Raw genomic sequence first — 26,086 nt, 5'->3', positions numbered from 1 at the left:
TCATGAAGGCAGCGCTCTACCACCGCTACGGCGACAGCGACGTTCTGCAGTACGACGACATCGAACGGCCCGTGCCGGCACGCGGTCAGGTTCTGGTGCGCGTCGCCGGGACATCGTTTAACCCCGTCGACGCCGGCATCCGCGGCGGTTACCTCTCGGACGTTTTCCCGATCGCCTTCCCGCATGTGCCGGGCATCGATGTGGCGGGCACGATCGCCGAAATCGGCGAAGGCGTCAGCCGGTGGCAGATCGGCGATGCGGTCGTCGGATTGCTGCCGATGACCGCGCGCGGTGCGGCCGCCGAGTTCGTGCTGGCGCCGGCCGAGGTCTTGGCTACGGCCCCGAAGTCGGTGCCGCTGGCTGATTCTGCCGCACTGCCGACGGTAGGTCTCACGGCCTTGCAGGCCCTGTTCGAGGTGGCCGGATTAACGGCCGGGCAGACTGTCTTGATCAACGGTGCGGGCGGCGCGGTCGGCGGCTATGCGGTCCAGCTCGCCAAGCACGCCGGCGCCGTCGTCACCGCGACTGCCAAACCTGGTGCCACCGAGCGGTTGGAAGATTACGGAGCCGATCGGCTTATCGGATACCTCGACTATTCGGCGACCCCGGTCGTCGAGGGAGCGCCATTTGACGTGGTGCTCAATCTGATCAGCACAGCACCCGAGGAGACCGAGGCACTGGCCGACATGGTTGCCGACGGCGGGCACTACATCGGCACGATGACGTCCGGGCCTGAGACTCCCGTGCGCGGGGTGAGGGCACAGCGGGTGTTCGTCCGCAGCGACGCCGCACAGCTCGCGACGTTGGTCGACCGGGTGGATGCCGGGCAACTGCGGATCGACGTCGCCGATCGCCGGCCCCTGTCCGAGATCGCCATCGTGCACGCCGACGCCGACGCGGGCCGCCTGCCCGGTAAGACGATCCTGACCGTTGACTAGCCGGATCTGTTCTCGCGCAAGGTGAACAGACGCTCGGCGTAGGCCAGATCGTCTCGCCACAGCCGGGTGGCCGCGAGACGCATCAACGGAGTGATCAGCGGTGCCGCGCGCAGTGAGCGGCGGAAGCCGGTCCGGTCGGATTGGGCGACGACGGCCTCGATCACCGCGGTCCTCGGGCGGCCGTCCGGTCCCGGCCCCAGCGGGGTCGCGTGGGTTTCGACGACGCTGCCGGCACCCTCACCGTCGACGATCCGCATGACGACGGTCCGCGGTTCGGGTGCGGTGAATTCGGCGATCACCGGAACACCGAGGCGCCCCATTCGGAAGGTGACCGCCACCAGGAACCGGTCGGCATCCTCGCCTGCGTCGACCGCCGGTGCACTGAGCACCTCGAGCTGGGTGAACGAGTACGGATGGAACCAGGCGCCATGCCAGGGGTCGAGCCGGTTGGCGATGATGTCGGACGGCTCGCATACCCCCTCGAGCCTGGCCACCGCAGCCAGCCGCGCGCCGGTGGGCCGGGCCGGAATCACCGGGGCGTCCAGCACCGGCTCCCCGCCGACAGCGTCGAGCCGGACCCACACCAGCACTCCGTCGTCGAAGGCGGGCAATGGTTTCCAGGGCTTCCGGGGCTTCCAGCCGAACTCACGGCCACCGTCCAGGCGCAGGCCGTGCCAGGGGCAGATAAGGCTGCCGCCGTTGACCTTTCCGGTCGCCAGATCGGCGCCGAGATGGGGACAGGCCGCCGGCCCGACGTGCAACCCACTCTGCTGATCGCGCCAGGCCACGATCTCCCGCCCGCCGACCCGGGTGCCGAACGGCCGACCGGCGCGAACGTCAGTGCTGGCACCGAAGACATACCAGTTGCCGCTGGGCCGTGCCTCGGCCCGCTTGAGTGCCGACTGGATCAGTGCGGGCTGCGCATCCTGATAGGTGGGCCGCTGGCGTGCCCAGACCGCTTTCGGGATGACCTGCAGCGGAATCGTTTTCATCCGTGATCGCAGGGTCATGACGCGCGCCTGTCCAGGCCGGCCAGCCAGCGCAATACCGGCGATCGGCCCCGCACCGGAACGGTGTGCAGGGTGTGCCCGCCGAGTCCGAAGGTGGCCAGTAGCCGGTTGGCCGCCGACCATCCGGTGGTGGCGGCCCGCTCCATCAATGCCACCGGCAGGTCGATGCGGATGCCGTCGCCGGCCAGGAGCAAACCGTCGACCGGGGTGTCCACCGTCGGGCGGTCGGCGAAGGTGCCAGGACTGAACAGCGGGCAGTCGTCGCGGATCATCATCGTCTCCCCCACGATGCCCGCCGAGGCGGTCTCCGGATAGAGCTGATGCAGGCGCGCCAGCATGCGCTGCCGCAGGTCGTCGGCGTCCGGCGGCTCGCCGACCGAATAAGAATGCACTTCGATGACCGAACCGTTGTGTGCGCGAGCCCATTCCGCGGCCTGAGATTCGTAGTTGCTGACCACGCTGATGTTGTCGACGGGGTCGAGACCGCCGGTGCCGAGGAACGCCGGACGGTCGGAGTCGACCGGCCGATCCAGCCAGAGTCGCTGCACGGCAAAGGGCGGCGCGGTCCGCATCCGCCACACCTGCCTGCGCCAGCCGTCGTCGCCCAGCCCCGGTGACGCGGCCACGATCTGTTGCAGTGCCGTGGTGTCGGTGGCCAGCACCACACCGTCGGCGTCGATGGTGCCCCCTGTCGAGTCATGGACCCGCAAACCTCGGGTTCCACCGATGCTGACCGATTCCGCGGACACCTCGGTGCGCAACCGCACCCGCTGCCCGATCAGATACTGGCCCAATGGTTCCCACAGGGCGGTGTCGAAGTTCGACTCGGCCACATCGAACACCAGACCTTCGCTGGAACCCAGGAAGTAGATGTGGAACATAGTGGCCAGCTCCGCCGCCGAGAGCCGCTCGGGTCTGGCGAAGAAACTGCGCGCGAACACCTCGAACGCAAGGTGGCGGGCGGCCACCGGAAAGTTGATGTCGGTCAGGAACGTCTCGGCGTCGAGGTCGTCGAGCCGGGTATAGATGTCAGGCACCGACACCGCGGCGAGCGGCGCGGCCGCAACGGCGTTGAGCCGCACCAGGTCCCGTATCCGGAAGGTCGGGCTGCGCAGCGCGAAGGCCAGCGCGTTCCAGGGCGGGGTTTTGGGCAGTCCGCGGAAGGTGTCGCGCCGACCGTGCGCATCGACCAGCGGGTAGTCCTCGACGGCCCGCAGCCGCTCGAGATCGGGGTCGGCACGACGCAACAGCGCACGCAGGTTGTAGTACTGGCGGAAGAACGCGTGGAAGCCACGGTTGTTCGCCACGCGCGTACCATCGCTGAGCTGATCGGTCCAGCCGCCGACGCGCCCACCGAGGTACTCCTGACGTTCCAGAAGTTCAACGGAGACACCACGTTCGGCGAGCCCGGTGGTCGCTGCCAGACCTGCGATACCCGCCCCCACGACCACGACGTGCGGTTTGCGCGGCAACGTCCTGGCATGCGGCGCCCCGTCTGGCGCTGGATGTGTGACACGACGGCCGTCGATCATCGCGGTGTGTCCGCCAGGAAGGTGTGCACGATATCGCGCTGCCAACCGCCCATCGTCTCGCTGTGTACGCCGGTGAAACCCGCTGCGACCAGCCGGCGTTGGAACGCGCCGGCGCCGTCGAACCCGTTGACGCTGCGCCACAGGTGCCGGTAGAGCGCGGTGTCCCTGGTCTGCCGCCAGCCCGACGGAATGATGATGCCCCAGCAGACCGCATTCCAGATTGCCGTCGCGGCACGTGAATCCCGCACCGAGTACTCGTGCACGGCCAGTGTCCCGCCGGGGCGCAGAAGCCGGTGAAACTCGCGCAGTTGCGCATCGGGATCAGTGAGATTGCGCAACAGATACGCGGCGAAGATGCCGTCGAACGGCCCGTGCACGCCCGCGTCGGCGATGTTTTCGATCGGGCTGTGCACAAAGCGGACGGTGTCAGGCCACGACTTCGCGGCCGCCTCGGCCAGCATGCCCGCCGAGGCGTCGACGGCGATGATCTCGGCGTGTGGGGCCACCGCCAGCAGCGCAGCCGTCGACGCACCGGTCCCACAGCCGGCATCCAGCAGCCGCAGCCCGGCACCCCTGTTCGGAATTCGCATGCGCCGTGCGGAAATTCGCAGGTGGTCGTGATAGCCGGGGTTCGCCCCGACCAACGCGTCGTAGGCGTGGGCGCCGACGTCGAAGGCGCTGGGGACGTCTATCGCCATGGCTGGTCCCGGTTGGTGGGGCGTTGCTTCTCCCACAGCAGCAGCACCGCGGTGACCATGGCCCAGCCGAACAGGAAGTCCTCCACCGGGATGTCCCACGGGAACCGGACACCGCTGCTGTGCTGCTCGTTGTAGATGACGATCGGCGCCGAGAGTTTGGTCAGCCAGCCGTCGACGACGATCTGGAATGCCACCACGATTCCGATCGAGATCCAGTACTCGACCTTGCCGAACAGCCCCGTGCGTAGGACCGCCAGTTCGAGCGCGACGACGGAGATAACCGCGACGACGGCAGGCAGGGTGTACCCGAGACCGCTCATCGGCGGCCTCGCAGCGTGCCGAGGATCGCGCTGACCGCCGAATAGGTCAGCAGGCCGCACACCGGGATCACGAGGAAGAACAGCAACTCCTCCAACGGGATCGAGAACCCGACGTCGATCCCGCTGATATAGCGCGGGTTGTAGGTCCACACTCCCCCCGCGATCGCGATCGCGTCCCACACCACGAACACCACCGCCACAGGGACGACCGACAACAGCAGCCGCACCGGTTGGCGGTACACCCCGGACCCGAAGATCTCCAACGGCGCGGTGATCAGCAGGCAGGCGCCGAGCACGATCAGGTACTGCCAGCGATCCATCAGAGCACACCGTATCCGCGGGCCTTACGGGCCCGGATCAAACCGGAGACGAAGACCTGCAGGCGCCGCCCGACGCTCACCGACGCCCGCTGGCTGAACACCGCGAAGTCGATGGCCTCGATGCGATCGAGAATCTCCGAGTACAGCGTGAATGCCGTTGCCACACAGGGTCTCGACTGCGGGGCCAGCAACGCGATCCCCTTGCGGGCTTCTCGGTAGACCGCGCGGGCGATGTCGTGCTGGGCGGCCAGCGCGCGACGCACCTTGGGATCGGTCTGCCGGTTTTGGTGGCACCAGGTGAGCACGTCGCGGTCCACATCGAACGCGGCCAGTTCGTCGGCGGGCAGGTAGACCCGGTTGCGTTCGAGGTCCTCGTCGACGTCGCGCAGAAAGTTGGTCAGCTGGAAGGCCTGGCCCAGTGCCTCGGCATACGGGGCGGCCTCGTCCTCGGATCCGACCGTCCCGAGAATCGGCAGCATCTCCAGGCCGATCACGGCCGCCGACCCGCGCATATAGCGGTTCAGGGCCGCACGGTCGGGATAGTCGGTGATGGTCAGGTCCATGCGCATCGACGTGAGAAAGTCGTCGAACAGGTCCAGAGGTATCCGGTAGGTGCGGGCGGTGTGCAGCACGGCGGCCAGCACCGGCTCGGTCTGGTCGACCGTGCCGCTGAAGAAGTTGGCCGACAACCGATCCAGCCGCTGCTCACGTTCGGCCGTGCTGGCATCGTCGTCCATGTCGTCGAGGATGTCGTCGGCGTAGCGGGCGAACCCGTACAGCGCGTGCACCGCGGGCCGCTGCGACGGCGCCAGCAGCCGGGTGGCCAGGAAATAGGTTCTGCCGTGCTCGGCGTTCAGGCGGCGGCAGCAGCGGTAGGACTCGCACAGTTGCGGATCGTCGATACCCGCGGCGTGTAGTTCGGTGTGGATCATCGCGACCTGCTTCCGGAGCTGACGATGGTGCTCTTGGCCGAGCGGTTGACGACGGCTCCGGTGACACGGTCGGCAGCCAACCGCCCGGAGATGAGGGCGGTGGGCATACCGACACCAGGCACGGTCGACCCGCCGGCCAGCACCGCGTTGTCGATACCGCGAATCATGTTGGCGGGCCGGAACGGACCGGTCTGGGCGAATGTGTGAGCCAGCGCGAACGGGGTGCCCGCGGCCATGCCCTGGCGCGCCCAGTCCGCCGGAGTGACGACATCGAGTATCTCGGTGTCGACTCCCGGGAGCAGCCGCGCGGCGGCGGTGGCCACCACTTCCTGCGCGTAGCTCTCGCCGACGGAATTCCAATCGACCACGCCCACTTTGAGATTCGGCGCCGGAGCAAGGATGTAGAGCAGGTCCCGGCCCGGCGGGGCGAGGCTCGGATCCCCTGCGGTCGGCCGTGTCACGAGCAGCGAGGGATCGCTCATCAGCACCCCGTCGCGGATGATCTCGTCGAACGTGCCCGCCCACTTGCCGCCGAAGCTGATGTTGTGGTGCGCGAGCCGCTCCCCCACCTGCGGCACGCTGACATGGGCGACGACCGCCGACGGAGCGGGCCGCATCGCGACCGGCCGCCTCGGAGTGCGCCCGAGTAATTGGTAGGTCAAGGGCAGTTCGGTGGTGAGAACGACTGCATCACAGGCTATTCGGTCGGTTTCGGTGCGCACGGCGGTCACCCGCGAGCCGGCACGCTCCAGCGCGGTCACCGTCGCCCCGTACCGGAATCGCACGCCCGCAGCGGCGGCGGCCGCAGCCATCGCCTCAGGCACCGCACGCATGCCACCGCGCGGAAAGTACACGCCGGCAACGGTGTCCATGTAGGCGATCACCGCATAGGCGGCAAGTGCGCGCTGGGGCGGGACGCCGGCGTAGAGGGCCTGAAAGGTGAAGATCCGCTGCAGTCGTTCGTCGGTGACGAACCGGCTGACCATCCGTTCCCACCCGCGGAAGCCGCCGATGGCGGCCAGGCGCGCCAGCTGCGGGGTCAGTAGCGACAGCGGTGAGGCGAAGTTCGCGGCGATGAACCCGTCGAACTCCAGCCGGTAGAGCTGGGTCAGCCAGTCGCGCAGCCGTAGATATCCGGCCGCCTGATCGGGCCCGGCGAAGGCCTCGATCGCCGCGACCATGGTGGCGCGATCGGGATGCACGTCCAGTGCACTGCCGTCGGCGAAGGTCGCCCGGTATGCGGGTTCGACGGGCATCAGGTCGAGATGCTCGGCCATCGACGCGCCGACCGCGGCGAATGCCTCGTCGATGATGTCGGGCATCGTCAGCACCGTCGGACCGGTGTCGATGCGGTGGCCCGCGATATCGGCCTGGCCCATCCGACCGCCCGGGAACGGGTAGCGCTCCACGACGGTGACCGAACGGCCACGGCCCGCCAGCTGCAGCGCGGCCGAGAGCCCGGACAAGCCCGCACCGACCACGACGACGTGGTCGGCGGCGCCCGTCACGGTACGCATCAGTCTGGCGGGCACCCGGTGGCGATACCCCGCCGAGCGCCGCCGCAATCAGGCCTCAGCGGCAGACACCGAATTGGTTGCATTGCAGTGGGTAGCGCGTCACGGGCGCATCGAGCGGCGCGAGGAACGACAAGGTGAAGGGCGTTTTGGTCATCCCGGCAGGCATACCGCACTGCGGGGTCCAGGTGACGGTGTGGGTGCCGGACAACGTAGCGTCGTCGAACGCGAAGGTGTCGGTCGACAGTGCGTAGCTGCCATCCGGGCACCGCACCCCCTCGGGGCGCGGGGTGGTCAGGCCCCACATCCCGTTCACGATGCGCGCGGTGCCGCCGAAGTTCATCTCCCGCTCGTCACGGTTGCCCTGCGCGGGCGTGAAGCTGGACATGTGCAGGGTGCAGCCGGACGGACCGCCCGCTCCGAACGGCCTGGTGCACTCGGGGCTGCTGACCGGACATACCGGTACGCAGGTCGGCGAGAACGTCCAGGTGGCCGACGGCAGGCCCGCTTCGGAATAGGTATAGCTGCCTTCCATCGGCTGGTCAGCGGCCGCGGGTACGGCCAGACCCACCGCAGCGCCGATGAACAGAACCGCCGCGGCCAGCGAGCGAATTACGGTAACCATGTCCCCTCCGGACCCTGACCCGCGCCGATTATCGCAGCTGGGCGTTTAGGAGATCAACGGTTCGGGAAACTCGTTCGGCGATGAGAAGACCAGCGGTATCGACCGCTGCCCTCGTGCTTCTTCTGTTTCTGGCGGCGTGTTCGACGGGTCAGCGGGTAGATCTGGGCGGGCAATCGGCGGGCAATCTGACCGCGGCGATCGCGGGCGAACCCGATCAGCTCGACCCGCAGAAGAGCACCGCCTATTTCTCGTTCGAGGTCTTGGAGAACGTGTTCGACACGCTCGTCGAGCCCGACGACAACCTTGAGATGCGACCCGCGCTCGCCCAGTCCTGGCAGGTCTCTCCCGACCAGCTCACCTGGACCTTTCGGCTGCGTCCCGGCGTCACCTGGCATGACGGCTCCGCATTCGGCGCGAGCGACGTCGTGTACTCGTACCGCCGGATCATCGACGAGAAGCTGGCCAACAACGACAAGCTCAGTGCCGTTCGCGATGTCAGCGCACCGGATCCGGGCACCGTCATCGTCGCGCTGGCGCGGCCGACACCGAACCTTCTCACCAACCTCGGCGGATTCAAAGGTATGGCGATCGTGCAACGCCGCAATGTCGAAAGTGGGCAGATCGCAACACATCCGGTGGGCACCGGCCCGTTCGCCTTCGCCGACCGTAAGAGCGGTGACTCGATCACCTTGACCGCGAACAAGAACTACTGGGCAGGGGCACCGAAAGTTCCAGGCGTCACGTTCCGCTTCATCTCCGAACCGTCGACGGCGCTGTCGGCACTGCAGGCCGGTGAAATCGATTGGACCGACGCGATTCCGCCGCAGCGGGTCGAGCAGTTGAAGGGCGACGATTCGATCCACCTGGCGGTCACCCCGGGCAACGACTACTGGTATCTGGCGCTCAACGAGGCACGCAAGCCCTGGAACGATGTGCGCGTCCGCCAGGCGATCGCCTACGGGATCGACCGTGACGCAATCGTGCAGGCCACCAGTTACGGCACGGCCACCGCGAATCAGCTTGCAATTCCGCAGGGTAACCCGTGGTACGCCCCTTACGACCGGTACCGTCACGATGCCGGACGCGCGAAGGACCTCCTGCGAGAGGCGGGGGTCGACCACCAGAACCTGGACATGCTGGTCACCAGCGAGTACCCGGAGACGGTCACCGCCGCGCAGATCATCGCCGACAACCTTGCGGCCGTGGGCATCACGGTGAACATTCGCACCGTCGACTTCGCGACGTGGCTCGACGAACAGAACACCGGCCATTTCGACATGTTGATGATGGGCTGGCTGGGCAATATCGACCCCGACGATTTCTACTACGCCCAACACCACACCGGGGGCACGAGCAACGCCCAGAAGTTCTCCGACGCCGAAGTCGACCAGTTACTCGACGCCGCCCGCACCGAGATCAATCGGCCTGCCCGGCAGGATGATTACGCCAGGGCCGCGACGATCATCGCCGACAAGGCAAGCTACATCTTCTTGTACAACCCGTCGGTCATCCAGGGCTGGACGACGAATCTGACCGGCTACGAGGCCCGCCGGGACGGCGCGGTCCGCTTCCGCACCGCCCAGCTGACGACGGGAGGCGCGGCATGATCCGGTTCCTGCTTCGCCGCGTGCTGTACTCGGCGGTGGTGCTGCTCGGTGTCCTTGTCGTGGTGTTCGCACTGGTGCACCTGGTGCCCGGTGATCCGGTGCGCATCGCGCTGGGCACGCGCTACACACCGGAGGCCTACGACGCACTGCGCTCGGCCAGTGGCCTGGACCGGCCACTTCTCGAACAGTTCTTCTCCTATGCCGGTTCGGCATTCACCGGTGATCTCGGAGTGAGCTTCCGCAACGGCGATCCGGTGACCGCCACCTTGCTGGAACGGCTACCGGCCACGGTGTCGCTGGCGCTGGTGGGCATCCTGATCGCATTGGCCATCGCGCTGCCCGCCGGGATCTACTCGGCATTGCACCGCGGCCGCATCGGGGACGGGATCGTCCGGGTGACAAGTCAATTCGGGGTGTCGATACCCGATTTCTGGATGGGCATCCTGCTGATCGGGCTGTTCGCGTCGACCCTGGGCTGGTTACCGACGTCCGGCTACCGGCCGCTGCTGCACGACCCCGGCGGCTGGCTTCGGCACATCGTGCTGCCCGGGCTGACCGTCGGGCTGGTGGCCGGCGCGATCATGACCCGCTATGTCCGCTCCGCCGTGCTCGAGGTGGCCGCGGCGGGCTACGTGCGCACCGCCCGCTCCAAAGGGCTTGCCCCCGTTGTCGTCACGTCGCGACACATTGTGCGCAATGCTCTGGTTCCGGTGCTGACCATCACCGGCATCCAACTGGCGACGATCCTCGGCGGCGTCATCGTCGTCGAGGTGGTCTTCGCCTGGCCCGGGCTGGGCCGATTGACCTTCAACGCTGTCGCGGCGCGCGACTACCCGGTGATCCAGGGCGCGGTGCTGCTGATCGCGGTGCTGTTCCTGCTCATCAACCTCGTGGTGGACGTCCTGTACGCGGTGGTCGATCCGCGGATCCGGTTATCATGAGGCAGTCGAATTGGCGTCTGCTGCTTGGTAATCCGGTCACCGCGCTGAGCGCCGTGCTGTTACTGGCCATCATCGTGGCCGCGCTCGGGGCCCATTGGCTGGCACCGGCCGGGGTCAACGACGTCGACGTGCCGAACGCCTTGCAACCACCCAGCGCAGCGCACTGGTTCGGCACCGACGAGCTGGGCCGTGATATCGCCTCCCGGGTGCTGGTCGCCACCCGGGCCTCACTGCAGGTGGCCGCCGTCAGTGTCGCGTTCGCGTTGGTCGTCGGGGTTACCGTGGGACTGGTCGCCGGCTATCGCGGCGGCTGGCTGGATACCGTCGTCATGCGGTGCGTCGATGTGATGTTCGCCTTTCCAGTTCTGTTGCTGGCGTTGGCCATCGTGGCCATCCTCGGCCCCGGCCTGAGCACGACAATGCTGGCGATCGGTATCGTCTACACCCCGATCTTCGCCAGGGTGGCCAGGGCCAGCACTTTGGGCGTTCGGGTCGAACCCTATGTCGCGGTGTCCCGTTCGATGGGCAGCCCGCACCGCTACATCCTCGTCCGCCATGTGCTACCGAACATCACCGGGCCACTGATCGTGCAGACCTCGCTCTCACTGGCGTTCGCGATTCTGTCGGAGGCGGCACTGTCGTTTCTGGGGCTGGGCCTGCAACCACCGCAACCCTCGTTGGGCCGGATGATCTTCGACGCACAGGGTTTCGTGACGCTGGCATGGTGGGTGGCGGTGGTGCCCGGCGCGGCGATCTTCGTGATCGTGCTGGCGTTCAATCTGCTGGGCGACGGGTTGCGCGATGTGCTGGACCCCAAACAGCGCACGTCCACCGAAGCGGGGCGCGGCCGATGACACCGGTGCTGAGTGTGCGGGATCTGCGGGTACGGATCGGGCGGCGAGAGATCGTGCGAGGCGTATCCTTCGACGTCGAGCCCGAGCAGACACTGGGCATCGTCGGGGAATCCGGGTCGGGCAAGACCATGACGGCACTGGCGGCGACCGGGCTGCTCGACACCCCCGGCGCTGTGAGCACGGGCTCCAGTGAGCTTGCCGGCAAAGGAGATTCGGGCACCACCCAGCTGGTGGGTGCGAAGCCCCGGGTGCTGCGCGGCGTGCACGGCGGCCGGATCGGGTTCGTCTTCCAAGACCCCGGCACCTCGCTCAACCCACTGCTCACCCTGGAGCGCCAGATCACCGAATCGCTGCAGGCGCATCGCAACTTCACCCGCAGGCAGGCCCGGCAACGAGCCGCCGAACTGCTCGAGGCCGTCGGGCTGCCCGACCCGCAGCGGCGCCTGGACAGCTACCCGCACCAGCTGTCCGGCGGGCAGCGGCAACGCGTCATGGTGGCAATCGCGTTGGCCTGCAACCCCGAACTGCTCGTCGCCGACGAACCGACCACCGCACTGGACGTGACCACCCAGGCGCAGATCGTCGACCTGATCAAGGATCTCCAGCGAGATTTCGGTGCCGCCGTCGTGTGGATCAGCCACGACCTCGGTCTGGTGGGCCAGGTGGCCGACACCGTCGCGGTGATGCACGACGGTCTCGCCGTGGAACAGGCACCGATCATCGAGGTGTTCGACCGGCCGCGCGAGCCCTACACCCGTCAGCTACTGGATGCCCGTCCGCTCCTCGGGGCCGGCGGTCCGCAACCGGCCCCGGCCGATGCCCCGGTGCTGCTCGATGTCGCGGCGCTCGATGTCGAGTTCGACGGGACGCGGGCCGTGAAGGATCTGACATTCCAGATCCGGCGCGGGACCACCCTGGGTCTGGTCGGCGAATCCGGTTCGGGCAAATCGACAGTGGCCGGTGCGCTGACCGGACTGGTCACGCCGAAGGCTGGCACGGCCACGCTGGATGGCACGGACATCTTCGGGGTGCGCGGTGGCGCCGAGAAGGCGTTGCGACGGCGGATCAGCCTCGTCCTGCAGGACCCGTTCTCGGCACTGGACCCGCGGGCCCGCGTCGGCGCGGCAATCACCGAACCCCTTGCCGTGCACAAGATCCGGCCCGACCGCCAGGCCAGGACCGAACGGGTCGCCGAGCTGCTGGACCTGGTCGGGCTGCCCGTCGAGTTCGCGTCGCGCTATCCCCACGAACTCTCCGGCGGCCAGCGCCAGCGGGTCAGCATCGCCCGCGCGCTGGCGGTCGAGCCGGAGCTGGTGATCCTCGACGAAGCCACGGCATCCCTGGACGTCTCGGTCCAGGCCAGGGTCCTGGATCTGCTGACCGCTCTCCAACGCGAGCTGGGGCTGACCTACCTGTTCATCGCCCACGACCTGGCGGTGGTGGAACGGATGAGCCACGAGGTCCTGGTGCTGCGGGACGGGGCCATGGTCGAATACCGGCCCGCCGCCGACCTTCTCGCCGCGCCCGAGCAGGAGTACACCCGCATGCTGCTTGCCGCCGTACCACCGGCGCGACCGCGCGTGAGCTGACATGCTCTCGGTGTGAAAACACTCGCCGTCATCGAACGCCCCGAACCGAACGCAGTGGCCGGCTCGATCGACACCACCGACAGCGTCGTGGTGGCCGGCTCGGTCTCGACCACCGGCAGCGCCGTCGTCGCCGGATCCATCGCCACCAGCGGCAGCGCGGCGGTCAACGCCTCGATCGCCACCGCGGGCAGTGCGGCGATCGTCGGCTCCATCGCGACCGCGGGCAGCGCCCTCGTCGTCGGGTCGGTCGCCACCGCGGGCAGTGCCCTCATCGTCGGCAGCGTGCTCTCGGTTCTGTCGGTGCGGTTGCGCAAGTGCGTGGCCTGTCTTGCCTGCGTCGCCTGCCAGCGCTGCACGGCGTGTGTCGGCTGTGTGAGATGTACCGACTGCGTCGGGTGCGTTGGGTGCTACAACTGCTCGGGACTGCGTAACGCGGTGGGACTGAGGGACGTACACGTCTAGCCCACCAGAAAGGGTCGGGCAATGACACAGCTGGACGGGAAAGTCGCCTTGGTGACGGGAGCGTCGTCGGGCCTGGGGGCCGCGACCGCGCAATTGTTCGCCGAACGAGGAGCCACGGTGTTCGGCATCGCGCGGGATGCCGACCGAATGGCGACGGTATTCGAGACCGTTCCCGGCGGCGGGTACGCGTCGGTCGACATCACCAGCGCGCAGGCCTGCCGCGACGCGGTCGCCGCGTGCGTCGAACGGTTCGGCCGGCTCGACGTATTGGTGAACGCCGCGGGCTTTCACCAGATGCGGCACACCGCATCGGTCACCGACGAGGACTGGGATTACGACCTCGCCGTCAACCTCAACGGGCCGTTCTACTTGATCCGGGCCGCACTGCCGCACCTGTTGGAAGCCGGCGGCAACATCGTCAACGTGGCCTCGATCGCGGGTATCGAGGGCGAGGTGTATTCGTCGGCGTACTGCGCTGCCAAGCACGGACTGGTCGGGATGACCAAGGCGCTGGCGATCGAGTACACCAAAGAGCAACTGCGGGTGAACGTGATCTGCCCGGGCGGAATGCTCACCCCGCAGGTCACCGACTTCAAGACGCCCGATGACGCCGACTGGAACCTGATCATGCGGATCGCTGCGCCGCGCGGGATGATGGCGCCCGCCGATGTGGCGAAGGTGATCGCCTTCCTGGCCAGTGACGACGCGGTCACCATCCACGGCGCCGTGTACAACGTCGACAACGGCAAGACCGCGGGCTAGCCGACCGCCTCGAAGTGCCTGCGGATACCGTCCAGCATCTCCCTGTGGGCTTCGACCGCCTGGCGCACGGTGATGGCCAGCAGCGGCCACGGCGCGGTGAACCGGATCCGTTCGGTCAGCCGGGTCCCGGTCGGTATCGGGTCGAAGGACACCACCGAGTCCAGCCGGACCGCCGGGAACTGGCGGGCCTCGGTGAGCACCGGGCCTGCCGACGGCACCTCCAACCGGGCGGTATAGGTGGTCGGCAGGGTCAACGGCCCCAGCGGGATGCGGTCACGGACCCGGTAGACCTGGACATAGCCGTCGCCGGTATCGGTACGCGACAGGGTCTCGACGGACACCACGAGCGGGTGAACGTCCCTGATGTTGTTCAGATCGACGTAGTGAGCCCGAACGTCGTCGGGCATGCCGGGCACATCCTGCGCGAGAACCCGATCGACAGGGCCGGCCATGGCGAACTACTGAACGGCCGCCCGCTGCAGAACGCCGACCTGATCCGGGCAGTACGTGGCGATCGCCGCGCCGAGGAACTGGATCGCCTGGCCCTGGGTGCTGTTCAGCGGCAGGTTGGTCAGGATGAACTTGGCGGACGCGTAGGTGTCCTTGTCCAAGCCGGTGGCCAGTCGCTTGCAGGTGATCTTGCCGATCCAGGCGTTGTAGTCGCGAGGCCCGTAGATCCCGAAGGTGTGCAGCTGATTGGCGAAATCGGTGTCGGGATCGGCGTGCGACGGCGCGGCCAGGACGATCGGCGCCGCGACGGCCGCAATGGCGGCCATGGCAAGCCTCGTAACGTTCATGGCCAAGATTGTAGGACAGCTAAACACTGTCGCAAGAGGCATCCCGCACAATTGATGGCGTGATGCGTGGGTCACATTGCACAAGGATGTGACCTCACCCACGATTGCCCGACGGGAATCGAATCTCGGAGCTACCCGGGGGTATCGTCCGATCAATTAAGTGAGCTAATCTCTTACGTTAAATCAGCTAAGCTGTTGCGACGCGACGCGAAGAAAATGGGGTTGGGATGAGACGGACGGCCACGCTCACGAACGGCGCTGAAGGAGTCACCGCGCTGTCCGTGCCGGCGCCGTAATCTCGTCGGGGAATCCTATGGTCAAGCTATTGAGGCGGGGATGGATCCCGCTGGTTATCGCCATCGTCGTGGCCATCGCCGCATTCGGGGTGTTCCGGCTGCACGGCGTGTTCGGTAAGACCGAGCTGACCCGGCCCGGTAGCGGGCTGGCCAATGACACCAAACCGTTCAACCCCAAGCAGGTGACGTATCAGATCTTCGGCCCCGAGGGCGCGGTGGCAACCATCAACTACCTAGACCTCGACGCACAGCCGCAGATCGCGCGTGACGTCACCTTGCCGTGGGCGCTCACGCTGACCACGACCGCGCCGGCCGCCAGCGCCAACATCGTGGCCCAGGGCGACACCGACACCATCGGCTGCCGGATTCTGGTCGACGGTGTGCTCAAGGACGAGAAGACCTCGACCGGTGTTAACGCCCAGACCTTCTGCCTGGTGAAGTCCGCATGACCGACCTCCAGTCCCCGCCGAAGAAGAACCCGCTGATCCCCCGCTTCATCCGGGCGTTCTCGGTCCCGATCGTGCTGCTCTGGCTGGGACTCGTCGTGGTCCTCAGCGTCGCCGTACCGTCCCTGGAACAGGTGAGCCAGGAGCACACCGTGTCGCTGGCGCCCGAGGACGCGCCGTCGATGAAGGCGATGAAGCAGGTCGGCAAGAAGTTCGAGGAGTTCGACTCCAACAGCAGTGCGATGGTCCTGCTCGAAGGCGACCAGCAGCTGGGCGCCGAGGCACACCACTATTACGACAGCCTGATCCAGAAGCTGCGCGCCGACACCAAGCACGTCGAGCACATCCAGGACTTCTGGGGCGATCCGCTGACCGCCGCCGGTTCCCAGAGCGCCGACGGCAAGGCCGCCTACGTGCAGCTGTACCTGGCCGGCAACCAGGGTGAGGCGCTGGCCAACGAGTCGATCGACGCCGTCTCCAAGATCGTCAAGGACAATCCCCCGCCGCCCGGGATCAAGGTCTACGTCACCGGCCCGACGGCACTGAGCCACGATCAGCACAACGCGGGCGACTCCGCGGTGAAGATGATCGAAGGCCTCACCATCGCGGTCATCTTCGTGATGCTGCTGTTGGTCTACCGGTCCATCACGACGGTGATCCTCGTGCTCGTCATGGTGTTCACCGAACTCACCGCGGCCCGCGGCGTCATCGCCTTCCTCGGCAACTACGAGATCATCGGGCTGTCGACATTCGCGGTGAACCTCCTGGCGACGCTCGCGATCGCGGCAGCCACCGACTACGCGATCTTCCTCATCGGCCGCTACCACGAGGCGCGACTAGCCGGCGAAGACAAAGAGACCGCGTTCTATTCGATGTACCACGGCACCTCCCACGTGATTCTGGGCTCGGGCCTGACGATCGCGGGTGCGACCTTCTGTCTGCACTTCACCCGGCTGCCCTACTTCCAGTCGCTGGGCTTCCCGTTGGCCATCGGCATGTTGGTCGTGGTGTTCGCGGCACTGACGCTGGGTGCCGCCGTCATCTCGATCGGGGCCCGGTTCGGGCTGTTCGAGCCCAAGCGGAAGATGAACACCCACACCTGGCGGCGCGTCGGTGCCGCGGTGGTGCGCTGGCCCGGACCGATTCTCGTCGCCTCGATCGCCCTGTCCCTGATCGGACTGCTGGCGCTGCCGACGTACAAGACCAACTACAACGACCGCTATTACCTGCCCGGCGACATCCCCGCCAACCAGGGCTACGCGGCCGCCGACCGGCACTTCCCGCAGGCCCGGATGAATCCCGAGCTGCTACTCATCGAAACCGACCACGATGTGCGCAACCCGTCCGACATGTTGGTCGTCGACCGGATTGCCAAGTCCGTCTTCCACATTCCGGGTATCGGCCGGGTCCAGACCATCACCCGCCCGCTGGGCACCCCGATCGAACACACCTCGATCCCGTTCATCATCAGCATGCAGGGCACCAACCAGACGATGAACATGTCCTACCTGCAGGACCGCATGAAGGACATGCTGAAGATGGGCGACGAGCTGCAGGTCACCATCGACACGATGGAACGCATGCTGGTCCTGACCAAAGAGATGGTCGGGATCACCCACAGCATGGTGGGCAAGACCAAGCAGATGGTTCTCGACACCAACCAAATCCGGGACCAGATCGCCAATTTCGACGATTTCTTCCGGCCGATCCGCAACTACCTCTATTGGGAACCGCACTGCTACGACATCCCGCTGTGCTTCTCGATGCGGTCCATCTTCGATGCGCTGGACGGAATCGACACTCTCAGTGACGATCTCGGCGCGCTGGTGGTCGACATGGACAAACTCGACGTCTTGATGCCGAAGATGGTCGAGATCATGCCGCCGATGATCGCAACCATGAAGACCATGAAGTCGACGATGCTGACCATGCAGTCGACGATGGGCGGCCTGCAGGATCAGATGGACGCCATGCAGCAGAACGCGACCGCGCTGGGGCAGGCATACGACGCGTCGAAGAACGACGACTCGTTCTATCTGCCGCCCGAGGTGTTCGACAACCCGGAGTTCAAGCGCGGCCTGAAGATGTTCGTCTCGCCGGACGGAAAAGCGGTGCGGTTCATCATCTCCCACGAGGGAGACCCCGCGACCCCCGAGGGCATCTCGCACATCGACAAGATCAAGAACGCCGCCTTCGAGGCGATCAAGGGCACCCCGATGGAAGGCTCGAAGGTCTATCTGGGCGGTACCGCGTCGGTCTACAAGGACATGCAGCACGGGGCCAACTACGACCTGATGATCGCCGGGGTCGCGGCCCTGTGCCTGATCTTCATCATCATGTTGGTGCTCACCCGAAGTGTGGTGGCGGCGGCGGTGATCGTGGGCACGGTGGTGCTGTCTCTCGGCGCCTCGTTCGGCCTATCGGTCCTGCTCTGGCAGCACATCCTTGGTCAGCCGCTGCACTGGCTGGTGATCGCCATGGCGGTGATCATCCTGCTCGCGGTGGGATCCGACTACAACCTGCTTCTGGTGGCCCGGTTCAAGGAAGAGATACACGCCGGGCTCAACACCGGCATCATCCGGGCGATGGCGGGCAGTGGGTCCGTGGTGACCTCGGCCGGCTTGGTGTTCGCCTTCACCATGGCATCGATGTCGATCAGCCCGCTGCGGGTGGGTGGCCAGGTGGGAACGACGATCGCACTGGGCCTGTTGTTCGACACGCTGGTGGTGCGTTCGTTCATGACGCCGTCCATCGCGGCCCTGCTCGGCAAGTGGTTCTGGTGGCCCCAGCGGGTGCGCCAGCGTCCGGTGCCGCAACCATGGCCGGAGCCAAAGGATTCGACGGACCGCACGTCCGTCGAGGCAAGCGCGCCTCCGCAGACCTGACGAGTCGTCGGCTGTTCGAAACCTGTTCAGCTGCCGTTCGCACAGTGGCAAGTCCGGCCATGACTTTGCTGTCATCCTTGACTGCGACCCTAAGAGCCGGCCGTCGAGGAAGGACCCTGATGTCGCTCCCCCTGCGCTACATCGCGTTGCTGTCTATCGGCGTCGGTGCGTCGATTGTGCTGGCCCCGTTGGCCGTTGCCGATCCCCCGAGCATCCCCGAGCCGGGATCCGAATCGGCCGCTGCCACCATTCGCGACCTGGATGCCGCGGGCTACGACGTGTCCCTGCAATACGAGAACGGCGTCCCGAACAGTGGGCTGTCGCAGTGCACCGTGACCGATATCGACACGCTGGGACCGGCGGGCAGCCAGGCCATCGCCTACGTCACCGTCACTTGCGACAAGTAGCGTCAGCGCGGGTTTCGTAGCGCGGCGACGGTATCGAGTTCCTCGATGGCCGTCACCGCGCGGCGCAGACCCTCCAGCGCCACGCCGTCGTCCTGCATCCCCCCGAGGCCGGCGGTGGCCAGGCCTGAAACATACGGGTGCACAACGGCTTGCCGGTAGCGCGTGAACAGCTCGTCGCGATCCAGCTGCGGGCCGCCCTGCGCGGCCAGCGCGCTGCGATAGGTGTCGAGTAGGTCGCGTTCGATAAGCGCGCGGTCAGCGGCGGGCGTGCCGAGCACGATCGCGTAGGCGAGGTCGCGGGAGGGATGTCCGCGCCGGACCACCTGCCAGTCCAGCAGCCCGGCCCGCCCGTCACGGAAGTACGTGTTCCCGGGATGGGAGTCGCCGTGCAACACGGTGTGCGGCCCGCTGTCGATCGCGGCGACGGCGGCGGCGAAGTTCTCCTGGATGTAGCGGCCGGCCCGCTCCGGCACCGACATCGTGCCCGCCAGCCGGCGGGCCGACATCCGGAGCACCGACGGCGTCATGAGATTGGCCGGGTCCTCCGACGGTGCCATCAGCCAGCCGAATTGCCCTCCGCCGCTGGACTTTTGCGGCAGCCTGCCCCAGAACGTCGCGTGCAGTCCGGCCAGGACCTCGACGAGTTGGGCCATCTGATCGCCCGCCAGCGGATGCAAGGTGTCCGGGAATTGGCACGGCGTGGTGGACATGTCCTCGAGAACGACCACAAAGCGACCCGTCAGGCTGTCGAAAGCCGACCCGTACGAGCGCGGGATGCCCGCTCCGAGTTCGGGTGCCAGCTCGCGATAGAACCGCGCCTCGGTCTCGCCGAGGCCGGCCAACTCCCCCAGCATCCGGATGCCCGCGCCGGCGGCCGACATCTTCACGAACACCGATGACGGCACGCCGTCACCGCGCAGCGCCAGCCGGGCCCGGCTGGACGTGCCCGCCGCGCCGTCGAGATGGCTCACCGACTCGACAGGCCGCCGAAGGATCGCCGACAGCGCCTCGGGCGTGAGGTCACCGATCCGGCGCGGAAACGACCTCCTCTGTCCCAACGCACTGTCAAGGGCGAGACGCCGCACACCGCGGCCAACATGGGCGCCGAAGCGCACAACCGAACGCACCGTTGGACCATACCGCGTGCAGTTACAAAATCACGCGAATGTGTAAACTGCCCACACAGCAGACAAGAAAGGCAACGCAATTGGGCATCGTGACCACGAGCTCGGAGACGGCCTTCAGCCAGTCACCGGAGACGCTCTACGACTTCGTCACCAATCCGGCCAACTGGACCAAGACGTATCCCGGAAGCAACTACGTGGGCAAGCTCGACTCGCTGCCGCTGGCGGTCGGCGACACCTGGGAAGAGGGCGGCCCCGACGGCGACCGCATCTTCACCTGGCATCTGGCCATCGCCGTGCGGCCCAAACTGTGGGTGTTCACCTCGGTGGGCAGGCTCGGCCACGATCGTGAGGGCAACGGCGGCATGGAGGGCCGGATCACCGTGCAGTACCACTTCACCACACCCGGTGAAGGTGTCACGTTGTTCACCCGCACGATGACCATCGAGGCGCCGAAGGACGCACCGATGCCTGACGGCTTCTTTCGAATCGTCAATCCCGCCAACATCGACCGCTATCACGCCGCGATCGCGCGGGAGCTTACGACGTCCCGTTGAGTCCGTGATGGTGGTTGCCGCCCGACTCGGTCGGAGCCGGGGGTGCGATCACCGTCGGGCTGAACTTGTTGCCGTCGGTGGGGCTGAGCACCTTCTCGGTGGGCGTCGCAGGCGGGCTGCTCGTCGTCGTCGGAGCGACCGTCGAGGTCGACGGGGACGGAGCCTGGTTCTCACTCTTGCTGCAGGAGGCGACAAATGACGCCATGGCGATGAGAGCGGCGCCACCGGCAACGGCGGCAATACGGGCACCAACAGTGGGCGAATTCATGAGATTCCTTTTCAAAGGTGGCGAACTCGCCCTCGCCGGGGGCCTTAGATAGGCCTGAATGCCTGTTCGAGTACGAGATCATTCCAGAAATTCACGACGAAGGCAATATCCTCGAGTTTCCTCGCGCCGGGATCACGGTCGCGTCACGATTCGCCGACGTTGTGCCGCGCGGGCCGTGATCGTATCGGCGCGCTGGCATCTCGCAATCAATTGACCGGGGAATTTGTTTGCGCACTCGTGTCCAGAGTGAGCCATGAGGTTTGCCAGATGCGGTACCGTCACCTCATTACCAAGGGGAGATGGTCATGAGTTCGACGAATAATGCCTCGGCGTATGTGGGCCGCCTCGGCGGCCTGGCGGTAGCCCTCGGCATCGGTACAGCGATCCTCAGCGGCGCCGGAATGGCCTGGGCCGCACCGTCGGACTCCGGCAGCGGCGGCGCCGCGTCGAGCACCGGCTCGTCGGCTCCGGCCAAGGCGAAGTCCACCGCATCCTCGGCCCGCACCCCGAAGAAGCCCACTGTGCAGAGCGTCTCTTCCACCACTGTCGCCAGCAAGGCTCCGGCGGCGGCCGCCGCCAAACCCAGCCCGGCGAAGGGGGCCAACCGGCTGCTGTCGGCTGTCGGTCTCAACCTGGTCGGCACCGGACTGGCATCATCGGGCCGGCGCGAGGTCGCCCCCGCATCCGCGGCCGCCACCGTCTCGACAGCCGCCGTGGTGACCACCGCGCCCACCGTCATCCCCTCGTATCCGGTCGGCTGGGTGACCGGGCAGTCCAACACCGCCTATCCCGGCATCGGCTGGCCGCAGACCAACAACACCGCCGGCTTCGGGATCTGGGGTACCGACCTCGGGATCATGTGGGAGAACACCCTCACCGGCAAGATCCAGCTGGCGTTCGGTGACACCTTCAGCGGGCCGAACATGACCGGCGACTGGCGCTCCAACGTCCTGCTGCTGAGCACCGACAAGAACCTCACCAACGGCCTGAGCCTGCTGCAGACCGGCTACGCCTACCAGTTCATCCCGAGCGCCCCCAGTGCGCTGTTCCCGTTCTTCGGCTCCGAGGTCACCAACATCCCGACCTCGGCGATCTCGGTGCTCGATCAGCAGTACGTCAGCTACATGTCGGTGAAGTCGTGGGACACCCCGGGCCGCTGGACCACCAACTACGCCGGGATCTCGGTGTACAACGAGGCCACCGACAAGTGGGTGCTGGCGCCCTCGACGATCCGCTCGGCGAGCTGGTTCGGCTCCTCGCACGCGTATGTCCCCGGCAACCAGAACTTCCAGCAGTCGGCCTTCGTGCTGGAGCCCGCCGATCAGGTCGCGCCCGGAGAGACCCAGTACCTCTACGCCTTTGGCACTCCGTCGGGTCGGGCCGGCTCGGCCTACCTGTCCCGGGTCGCGGTCGATGACGTCACCAATCTGGCCAAGTATCAGTATTGGAACGGCAACGACTGGGTGACCGGCAAGCCCGTCGCCGCCACCCCGATCATCGGCGACTCCACCCGTTCCGCAGGCCTTTTCGGCCCCGTCATCGACTGGGCCAACAACCCGAACGTGTTGGGCGGCATGCTCGGCGGCCTGTTCGGCGCGAAGACGGGCGGCAACGTCAGCGAGATGTCGGTTCAGTACAACGACTACCTCGGCAAGTACGTGATGATGTACGCCGACGGCAACAACAACGTCAAGATGCGCTACGCCGACGAGCCCAACGGCGCGTGGTCCGCTCCGATCACCGTCGCGACCTCGGCGACGTATCCGGGGCTGTACGCCCCGATGATCCACCCGTGGTCGGGCACCGGAAAGCTGGTCGACAGCAACGGCAATCCTGACGACAGCACGCTGTACTGGAACATGTCGCTGTGGGGCAACTACAACGTCGTCCTGATGAAGACCGACCTGTCGTCGCTCAAGGCCACGCTGGTCTGAGCCCCCTCGCTCATCGCGCCACGGCGCACCGCCTATCTGAGTCCAGAATTCAGACTCTGCTAGGCTGGCCCTCATGTCCGCCGCCCGCGATCTGATCAGCGCCGAAAACTGTTCGGTCAAACGGGCACTGGACGTGGTCGGCGAAAAGTGGACGCTGCTGGTCCTGCGCGAGGCGTTCTACGGCGCACGGCGTTTCGAGCGGTTCCAGGCCCGCATCGGCTGTCCCCGCCAGGTCCTGACCGACCGGCTCGGCACCCTCGTGGCTGCCGGCGTGCTGCGGCGGGTGCCGTATCAGGAGCCAGGCCAACGCGAACGCCATGAATACCGCCTCACCGAGAAGGGCCGCGATCTGCTGCCCGCGGTGATCGCCCTGATGCAGTGGGGCGACAAGTGGGAGGCCGACGCGGCAGGCCCGCCGGTCGAAGTCACCCACCGCGACTGCGGCCATCCCGTCGAACTCACACTGCGCTGCAGCGCCGACCAGACTCCCCTGACCGCCTATGACACCGAGCCACGACCCGGCCCCGGTGCGCGATCCGCCAAGACCGGAAAGACGATCCGATGACCACCACCACCGCTCACACCTTCGACACCGCAATCAGCTTGACCGACAACGGGATCGGGCACCATACCGGCCAGACCACGCCGGAGTACGCGAACATGGTCGGCCCGTTCGGCGGGGTGACGGCGGCGGCGATCGTACGGGCCATCGAGCGGCACCCGGAGCGGATCGGTGAACCGGTCGCATTGACCGTCAACTATCTCGCCGCGGTCACCGACGGCGACTTCGACATCGTCGTGCGGCCCGTCCGCACCAACCGGACCAACCAGCACTGGACCGCCGAGGTGAGCCAAGAACACGGCCCGACCACCACCGCCACGGCAGTGTTCGGGGTGCGTCGCGAGGCCTGGTCCGACACCGAGGCCCTGATGCCAGCGGTTCCAGAGCCCGAAAGCATCGCGCACACAACGATTCCCGGACCGGTCCCGTGGATGCGCAACTACGACATGCACTACGTGGCCGGCGGCGTGCCCACCGATCCGGAGGAAAGCACGTCGTCCACGACGACGCTGTGGGTGCGCCAGCGACCCGCCCGGGTACTGGACTTCGCGGCGCTGACCGCGCTCAGCGACGTGTTCTACCCGAGGGTGTTCCTGCGTCGCGGCCGCATGCTGCCGGCGGGCACGATCTCGCTGACCACGTACTTCCACGTGGACGGTGCCGAGCTCGCCGCCCAGGGCACCGATTACGTCCTGGCCACCGCGCACGCGCAGCGCTTCGCGCGCGGCTACTTCGACCAGACCGCACAGATCTGGGGCCGCGACGCGACCCTGTTGGCGACAAGTCACCAGATCGTCTACTACAAAGACTGAATGGCCGACACCACCGATCCGCCGGCGGCCCGCCGGTGGCCCCATATCCTGCGGCTCGCGCTGTTCGTCGCGTTCCTGCTGGGCTTGTTCTATCTGGTGGCGGTATCCCGGGTCATCGACGTGGAGCAGATCCGCGGCGCGGTGGCCTCGACCGGTCCGTTGGCTCCCCTGGTCTACCTGGCGGTGTCGGCCTTGCTGGCCGCGGTGTTCGTCCCCGGCCCGCTGCTCGCCGCGGGCAGCGGAGTGTTGTTCGGGCCGGTGCTCGGCACGTTCGTGACGCTGGGGTCGACGGTGACGACGGCGGTGATCGCCGCGCTGCTTGGACGGCGGGCCGGTCGCGACAGCGCCCGGGCGGTGATCGGACCCGACTGGTCGGCGCGCATCGATGCCCAGATCCAGCGCCGCGGGTTGTGGGCGGTCGTGGGCCAGCGGTTCGTGCCGGGCATTTCCGACGCGCTCGCGTCCTATGCGTTCGGCGCTTTCGGAATGCCGTTGTGGCAGATGGCGATCGGGGCCTTCATCGGCTCGGCACCCCGGGCGTTCGTGTATACCGCACTGGGAGCGTCGATCTCGGACCTATCCTCACCGTTGGCCTACGTCGCGGTCGCGATCTGGTGCATCACGGCAATCATCGGCGCGTTCGCCGCTCACCGCGGATATCGCGGCTGGCGGCGAACGCGCCGACCCAGGTCGTCCGGCTAGCGGGCGCTGTGGCCGCGGCCCTCGGCCTTGTGCTGATGCTTCGGACCGCCTGACGAGTCGCCCTTGCTGTCGTTGCCATCCTTCGCCGGCGTCGCAGAGGCGCTGTGGTGCACCGGCTTTGCCGCGGCCTTGGGGGCTTCGGTCGACTTGCCCGGGGTGTCGGTGGTGGCCGAGGTCTCGGTCGTCGACGCCTCGGTGGTCGTCGTCGCGGCAGGCAGCGCCGTGGCCTTGACAGCGGCGGTCTTGACGGCAGCCGGCTTGATCGCGTTGACGATCTGAGTGGCCAGCGTCTGCAGGGTTCCGATCGGGCCGCCCAGCTTGATGAAGAAGCTGCCATCCGGGTTGAAGACGATCGTCGACTGGCTGAGCAGGCCACCGGCCAGCACAGAGATACCACCGCCAACCAGCGGGCCGAGATCAGGACCGTACCCACCGTTGAGGATGCCGTCGATGATGGTCGCCGGACCTTCGACAATGGCGTTGGCGATCTTCTGCGCATCACCGGTGCGGGACGCGTCGATGACGTTCTGCACCGCGGTGCCGGTCGCGGCGAGGCCCTCGATCACCGGGCTGAGCAGACCGACCGCGATCATCGCGTCGCCGACCGGGTCGTTGAAGATGTGGGCGACGTTGATCAGGTTCTGGATCGGCTGGGTCATGAATGCCTGGATCGCCGGCAGCAGGTTGATCAGCGGCTGTGCCACCGCCAACGGAAGGAAGAGCAGCGCGTTGGTGGCGGCTTCGACGTTGCCGCTCGCGAGCGACGTCAGTACGGTCTGCAGCTGCTCAGGTGCCGTCTTGGTGAGAGCGGTGATCAGCTCGTTGCCACTGGTACCCAGCGCCGAGCCCAGCGCGGTGAAGCTCGCGGTCTGATTGGCGACGATCTGCTTGAGGACCGCGCCCGGGTCGGCGGCATCGGCCAAGGCCTGCAGGTTGGTGCGCGCGGTGTCGAAGACCTGCTTGTAGAAGTCGATGGGGCCAACCGCTGCCGCGAGGCTTGCGTCCATGTGGATCGCCGGCAGGTGGATGTCAGGTACCGGCGGCGCGATCGGCGAGGCGGCGATGACGCCGGCACCGAGCAGCGCCACGCCAGACGTGACGGAGGAGCGAACAGCACGTTGCATGAGGGGTCCCGAAATGTTGAGGATTTGTACTGACAATCCGAGAAGCTACTGCTGAGTAAGTTCGGGTC

At 66.9% G+C, this 26,086-nt stretch carries 28 protein-coding genes; 15 read left to right on the top strand and 13 right to left on the bottom strand.

Annotated features, from left to right (window positions below; genetic code table 11):
- Positions 1-2 precede the first annotated feature (2 nt).
- Positions 3-938, top strand: coding sequence for an NADP-dependent oxidoreductase (locus tag EV580_RS16655; RefSeq protein ID WP_133692330.1), 936 nt, complete (start codon positions 3-5; stop codon positions 936-938).
- Here the strand turns inward: EV580_RS16655 and EV580_RS16650 are convergent.
- Genes EV580_RS16650 through EV580_RS16615 form a run of 8 tightly spaced genes read right to left on the bottom strand, consistent with a single transcriptional unit; the run spans position 935 to position 7,889 of the window.
- Entirely contained in the window at positions 935-1,948 is a 1,014-nt protein-coding gene (locus EV580_RS16650) for a Rieske (2Fe-2S) protein (protein ID WP_133692329.1), read from the bottom strand. The two genes, EV580_RS16655 and EV580_RS16650, sit on opposite strands and share 4 nt — an antisense overlap.
- A complete protein-coding gene (locus EV580_RS16645; protein WP_133692328.1) occupies positions 1,945-3,480 on the bottom strand; it encodes an FAD-dependent oxidoreductase in 1,536 nt (511 codons plus the stop codon). Before EV580_RS16645 ends, EV580_RS16650 begins: the two co-directional genes overlap by 4 nt.
- Positions 3,477-4,178, bottom strand: a complete 702-nt coding sequence (locus EV580_RS16640) for a class I SAM-dependent methyltransferase (RefSeq protein ID WP_133692327.1) — start codon at positions 4,176-4,178, stop codon at positions 3,477-3,479. Before EV580_RS16640 ends, EV580_RS16645 begins: the two co-directional genes overlap by 4 nt.
- Positions 4,169-4,498 carry a lycopene cyclase domain-containing protein gene (locus EV580_RS16635; protein WP_133692326.1) on the bottom strand — a complete coding sequence of 110 codons (330 nt, stop codon included), beginning with the start codon at positions 4,496-4,498 and terminating at the stop codon, positions 4,169-4,171. Before EV580_RS16635 ends, EV580_RS16640 begins: the two co-directional genes overlap by 10 nt.
- Positions 4,495-4,818, bottom strand: a complete 324-nt coding sequence (locus EV580_RS16630; protein WP_133692325.1) for a lycopene cyclase domain-containing protein — start codon at positions 4,816-4,818, stop codon at positions 4,495-4,497. Before EV580_RS16630 ends, EV580_RS16635 begins: the two co-directional genes overlap by 4 nt.
- Positions 4,818-5,750 carry a phytoene/squalene synthase family protein gene (locus EV580_RS16625; protein ID WP_133692324.1) on the bottom strand — a complete coding sequence of 311 codons (933 nt, stop codon included), beginning with the start codon at positions 5,748-5,750 and terminating at the stop codon, positions 4,818-4,820. Before EV580_RS16625 ends, EV580_RS16630 begins: the two co-directional genes overlap by 1 nt.
- Entirely contained in the window at positions 5,747-7,267 is a 1,521-nt protein-coding gene (gene crtI / locus EV580_RS16620; protein ID WP_133693095.1) for a phytoene desaturase family protein, read from the bottom strand. Before crtI ends, EV580_RS16625 begins: the two co-directional genes overlap by 4 nt.
- 55 nt (positions 7,268-7,322) lie before the next feature.
- Positions 7,323-7,889: a hypothetical protein gene (locus tag EV580_RS16615; RefSeq protein ID WP_133692323.1), complete on the bottom strand. Its 567-nt coding sequence runs from the start codon at positions 7,887-7,889 to the stop codon at positions 7,323-7,325.
- A gap of 80 nt (positions 7,890-7,969) precedes the next feature.
- Between EV580_RS16615 and EV580_RS16610 the strand changes: the two genes are divergently transcribed.
- The 6 genes from EV580_RS16610 to EV580_RS16585 are packed head-to-tail and all read left to right on the top strand — an operon-like array spanning position 7,970 to position 14,104.
- Positions 7,970-9,496 (top strand): ABC transporter substrate-binding protein, encoded by a 1,527-nt coding sequence (locus tag EV580_RS16610; protein ID WP_133692322.1) that lies wholly within the window; start codon positions 7,970-7,972, stop codon positions 9,494-9,496.
- Complete coding sequence (locus tag EV580_RS16605) at positions 9,493-10,437, top strand: ABC transporter permease (protein ID WP_133692321.1); 945 nt, start codon at positions 9,493-9,495, stop codon at positions 10,435-10,437. The genes EV580_RS16610 and EV580_RS16605 overlap by 4 nt, the downstream gene beginning before the upstream one ends.
- Positions 10,434-11,291: an ABC transporter permease gene (locus EV580_RS16600; protein ID WP_133692320.1), complete on the top strand. Its 858-nt coding sequence runs from the start codon at positions 10,434-10,436 to the stop codon at positions 11,289-11,291. The genes EV580_RS16605 and EV580_RS16600 overlap by 4 nt, the downstream gene beginning before the upstream one ends.
- On the top strand, positions 11,288-12,880 hold the full coding sequence (locus tag EV580_RS16595; protein ID WP_133692319.1) for an ABC transporter ATP-binding protein: 1,593 nt from the start codon (positions 11,288-11,290) through the stop codon (positions 12,878-12,880). Before EV580_RS16600 ends, EV580_RS16595 begins: the two co-directional genes overlap by 4 nt.
- 12 nt (positions 12,881-12,892) lie before the next feature.
- Positions 12,893-13,342 (top strand): hypothetical protein, encoded by a 450-nt coding sequence (locus EV580_RS16590; RefSeq protein ID WP_133692318.1) that lies wholly within the window; start codon positions 12,893-12,895, stop codon positions 13,340-13,342.
- 21 nt (positions 13,343-13,363) lie between these two features.
- Positions 13,364-14,104: an SDR family NAD(P)-dependent oxidoreductase gene (locus EV580_RS16585; protein ID WP_133692317.1), complete on the top strand. Its 741-nt coding sequence runs from the start codon at positions 13,364-13,366 to the stop codon at positions 14,102-14,104.
- Here EV580_RS16585 and EV580_RS16580 read toward each other — a convergent pair.
- Together EV580_RS16580 and EV580_RS16575 are read right to left on the bottom strand one after the other, a co-directional pair.
- Complete coding sequence (locus EV580_RS16580) at positions 14,101-14,556, bottom strand: SRPBCC family protein (RefSeq protein WP_133692316.1); 456 nt, start codon at positions 14,554-14,556, stop codon at positions 14,101-14,103. The genes EV580_RS16585 and EV580_RS16580 overlap by 4 nt on opposite strands.
- A 6-nt stretch (positions 14,557-14,562) precedes the next feature.
- On the bottom strand, positions 14,563-14,901 hold the full coding sequence (locus EV580_RS16575) for a DUF732 domain-containing protein (protein ID WP_165934468.1): 339 nt from the start codon (positions 14,899-14,901) through the stop codon (positions 14,563-14,565).
- 313 nt (positions 14,902-15,214) lie between these two features.
- Here EV580_RS16575 and EV580_RS16570 point away from each other — a divergent pair, with 313 nt between their 5' ends.
- From EV580_RS16570 to EV580_RS16560, 3 genes are all read left to right on the top strand, one after another.
- Positions 15,215-15,646: an MmpS family transport accessory protein gene (locus EV580_RS16570; RefSeq protein WP_133692315.1), complete on the top strand. Its 432-nt coding sequence runs from the start codon at positions 15,215-15,217 to the stop codon at positions 15,644-15,646.
- Positions 15,643-18,528, top strand: a complete 2,886-nt coding sequence (locus EV580_RS16565; protein ID WP_133692314.1) for an MMPL/RND family transporter — start codon at positions 15,643-15,645, stop codon at positions 18,526-18,528. Before EV580_RS16570 ends, EV580_RS16565 begins: the two co-directional genes overlap by 4 nt.
- A 119-nt stretch (positions 18,529-18,647) precedes the next feature.
- Positions 18,648-18,935, top strand: coding sequence for a hypothetical protein (locus EV580_RS16560; protein ID WP_133692313.1), 288 nt, complete (start codon positions 18,648-18,650; stop codon positions 18,933-18,935).
- A gap of 2 nt (positions 18,936-18,937) precedes the next feature.
- On the opposite strand, the gene EV580_RS16555 is transcribed toward EV580_RS16560, so the two are convergent.
- Entirely contained in the window at positions 18,938-20,062 is a 1,125-nt protein-coding gene (locus tag EV580_RS16555; RefSeq protein WP_133692312.1) for a phosphotransferase family protein, read from the bottom strand.
- Between the two features lie 80 nt (positions 20,063-20,142).
- Here EV580_RS16555 and EV580_RS16550 point away from each other — a divergent pair, with 80 nt between their 5' ends.
- A complete protein-coding gene (locus tag EV580_RS16550; RefSeq protein WP_133692311.1) occupies positions 20,143-20,616 on the top strand; it encodes an SRPBCC family protein in 474 nt (157 codons plus the stop codon).
- On the opposite strand, the gene EV580_RS16545 is transcribed toward EV580_RS16550, so the two are convergent.
- Entirely contained in the window at positions 20,600-20,884 is a 285-nt protein-coding gene (locus EV580_RS16545) for a hypothetical protein (protein WP_133692310.1), read from the bottom strand. The two genes, EV580_RS16550 and EV580_RS16545, sit on opposite strands and share 17 nt — an antisense overlap.
- 305 nt (positions 20,885-21,189) lie before the next feature.
- Between EV580_RS16545 and EV580_RS16540 the strand changes: the two genes are divergently transcribed.
- The 4 genes from EV580_RS16540 to EV580_RS16525 all read left to right on the top strand — a co-directional run bounded on the left by EV580_RS16540 (position 21,190) and on the right by EV580_RS16525 (position 24,894).
- Positions 21,190-22,818: a glycoside hydrolase family 183 protein gene (locus EV580_RS16540; RefSeq protein WP_133692309.1), complete on the top strand. Its 1,629-nt coding sequence runs from the start codon at positions 21,190-21,192 to the stop codon at positions 22,816-22,818.
- A 73-nt stretch (positions 22,819-22,891) separates the two neighbouring features.
- Positions 22,892-23,383 carry a winged helix-turn-helix transcriptional regulator gene (locus EV580_RS16535; protein ID WP_133692308.1) on the top strand — a complete coding sequence of 164 codons (492 nt, stop codon included), beginning with the start codon at positions 22,892-22,894 and terminating at the stop codon, positions 23,381-23,383.
- On the top strand, positions 23,380-24,192 hold the full coding sequence (locus EV580_RS16530; RefSeq protein ID WP_133692307.1) for an acyl-CoA thioesterase: 813 nt from the start codon (positions 23,380-23,382) through the stop codon (positions 24,190-24,192). Before EV580_RS16535 ends, EV580_RS16530 begins: the two co-directional genes overlap by 4 nt.
- Positions 24,193-24,894: a TVP38/TMEM64 family protein gene (locus tag EV580_RS16525; RefSeq protein ID WP_133692306.1), complete on the top strand. Its 702-nt coding sequence runs from the start codon at positions 24,193-24,195 to the stop codon at positions 24,892-24,894.
- Here EV580_RS16525 and EV580_RS16520 read toward each other — a convergent pair.
- Positions 24,891-26,018: a hypothetical protein gene (locus EV580_RS16520; RefSeq protein WP_133692305.1), complete on the bottom strand. Its 1,128-nt coding sequence runs from the start codon at positions 26,016-26,018 to the stop codon at positions 24,891-24,893. The two genes, EV580_RS16525 and EV580_RS16520, sit on opposite strands and share 4 nt — an antisense overlap.
- Positions 26,019-26,086: the final 68 nt, after the last annotated feature.

Source organism: Mycobacterium sp. BK086, from assembly GCA_004362315.1.
GTDB lineage: Bacteria > Actinomycetota > Actinomycetes > Mycobacteriales > Mycobacteriaceae > Mycobacterium.
This window is presented reverse-complemented; position numbering and strand designations above follow the sequence as displayed.

Coding starts and splice junctions, on each gene's coding strand:
- EV580_RS16655 (WP_133692330.1), top strand. CDS start 3: ATGAAGGCAGCGCTCTACCACCGCTACGGCGACAGCGACGTTCTGCAG.
- EV580_RS16650 (WP_133692329.1), bottom strand. CDS start 1,948: ATGACCCTGCGATCACGGATGAAAACGATTCCGCTGCAGGTCATCCCG.
- EV580_RS16645 (WP_133692328.1), bottom strand. CDS start 3,480: ATGATCGACGGCCGTCGTGTCACACATCCAGCGCCAGACGGGGCGCCG.
- EV580_RS16640 (WP_133692327.1), bottom strand. CDS start 4,178: ATGGCGATAGACGTCCCCAGCGCCTTCGACGTCGGCGCCCACGCCTAC.
- EV580_RS16635 (WP_133692326.1), bottom strand. CDS start 4,498: ATGAGCGGTCTCGGGTACACCCTGCCTGCCGTCGTCGCGGTTATCTCC.
- EV580_RS16630 (WP_133692325.1), bottom strand. CDS start 4,818: ATGGATCGCTGGCAGTACCTGATCGTGCTCGGCGCCTGCCTGCTGATC.
- EV580_RS16625 (WP_133692324.1), bottom strand. CDS start 5,750: ATGATCCACACCGAACTACACGCCGCGGGTATCGACGATCCGCAACTG.
- crtI (WP_133693095.1), bottom strand. CDS start 7,267: ATGCGTACCGTGACGGGCGCCGCCGACCACGTCGTCGTGGTCGGTGCG.
- EV580_RS16615 (WP_133692323.1), bottom strand. CDS start 7,889: ATGGTTACCGTAATTCGCTCGCTGGCCGCGGCGGTTCTGTTCATCGGC.
- EV580_RS16610 (WP_133692322.1), top strand. CDS start 7,970: ATGAGAAGACCAGCGGTATCGACCGCTGCCCTCGTGCTTCTTCTGTTT.
- EV580_RS16605 (WP_133692321.1), top strand. CDS start 9,493: ATGATCCGGTTCCTGCTTCGCCGCGTGCTGTACTCGGCGGTGGTGCTG.
- EV580_RS16600 (WP_133692320.1), top strand. CDS start 10,434: ATGAGGCAGTCGAATTGGCGTCTGCTGCTTGGTAATCCGGTCACCGCG.
- EV580_RS16595 (WP_133692319.1), top strand. CDS start 11,288: ATGACACCGGTGCTGAGTGTGCGGGATCTGCGGGTACGGATCGGGCGG.
- EV580_RS16585 (WP_133692317.1), top strand. CDS start 13,364: ATGACACAGCTGGACGGGAAAGTCGCCTTGGTGACGGGAGCGTCGTCG.
- EV580_RS16580 (WP_133692316.1), bottom strand. CDS start 14,556: ATGGCCGGCCCTGTCGATCGGGTTCTCGCGCAGGATGTGCCCGGCATG.
- EV580_RS16575 (WP_165934468.1), bottom strand. CDS start 14,901: ATGAACGTTACGAGGCTTGCCATGGCCGCCATTGCGGCCGTCGCGGCG.
- EV580_RS16570 (WP_133692315.1), top strand. CDS start 15,215: ATGGTCAAGCTATTGAGGCGGGGATGGATCCCGCTGGTTATCGCCATC.
- EV580_RS16565 (WP_133692314.1), top strand. CDS start 15,643: ATGACCGACCTCCAGTCCCCGCCGAAGAAGAACCCGCTGATCCCCCGC.
- EV580_RS16560 (WP_133692313.1), top strand. CDS start 18,648: ATGTCGCTCCCCCTGCGCTACATCGCGTTGCTGTCTATCGGCGTCGGT.
- EV580_RS16545 (WP_133692310.1), bottom strand. CDS start 20,884: ATGAATTCGCCCACTGTTGGTGCCCGTATTGCCGCCGTTGCCGGTGGC.
- EV580_RS16540 (WP_133692309.1), top strand. CDS start 21,190: ATGAGTTCGACGAATAATGCCTCGGCGTATGTGGGCCGCCTCGGCGGC.
- EV580_RS16535 (WP_133692308.1), top strand. CDS start 22,892: ATGTCCGCCGCCCGCGATCTGATCAGCGCCGAAAACTGTTCGGTCAAA.
- EV580_RS16530 (WP_133692307.1), top strand. CDS start 23,380: ATGACCACCACCACCGCTCACACCTTCGACACCGCAATCAGCTTGACC.
- EV580_RS16525 (WP_133692306.1), top strand. CDS start 24,193: ATGGCCGACACCACCGATCCGCCGGCGGCCCGCCGGTGGCCCCATATC.
- EV580_RS16520 (WP_133692305.1), bottom strand. CDS start 26,018: ATGCAACGTGCTGTTCGCTCCTCCGTCACGTCTGGCGTGGCGCTGCTC.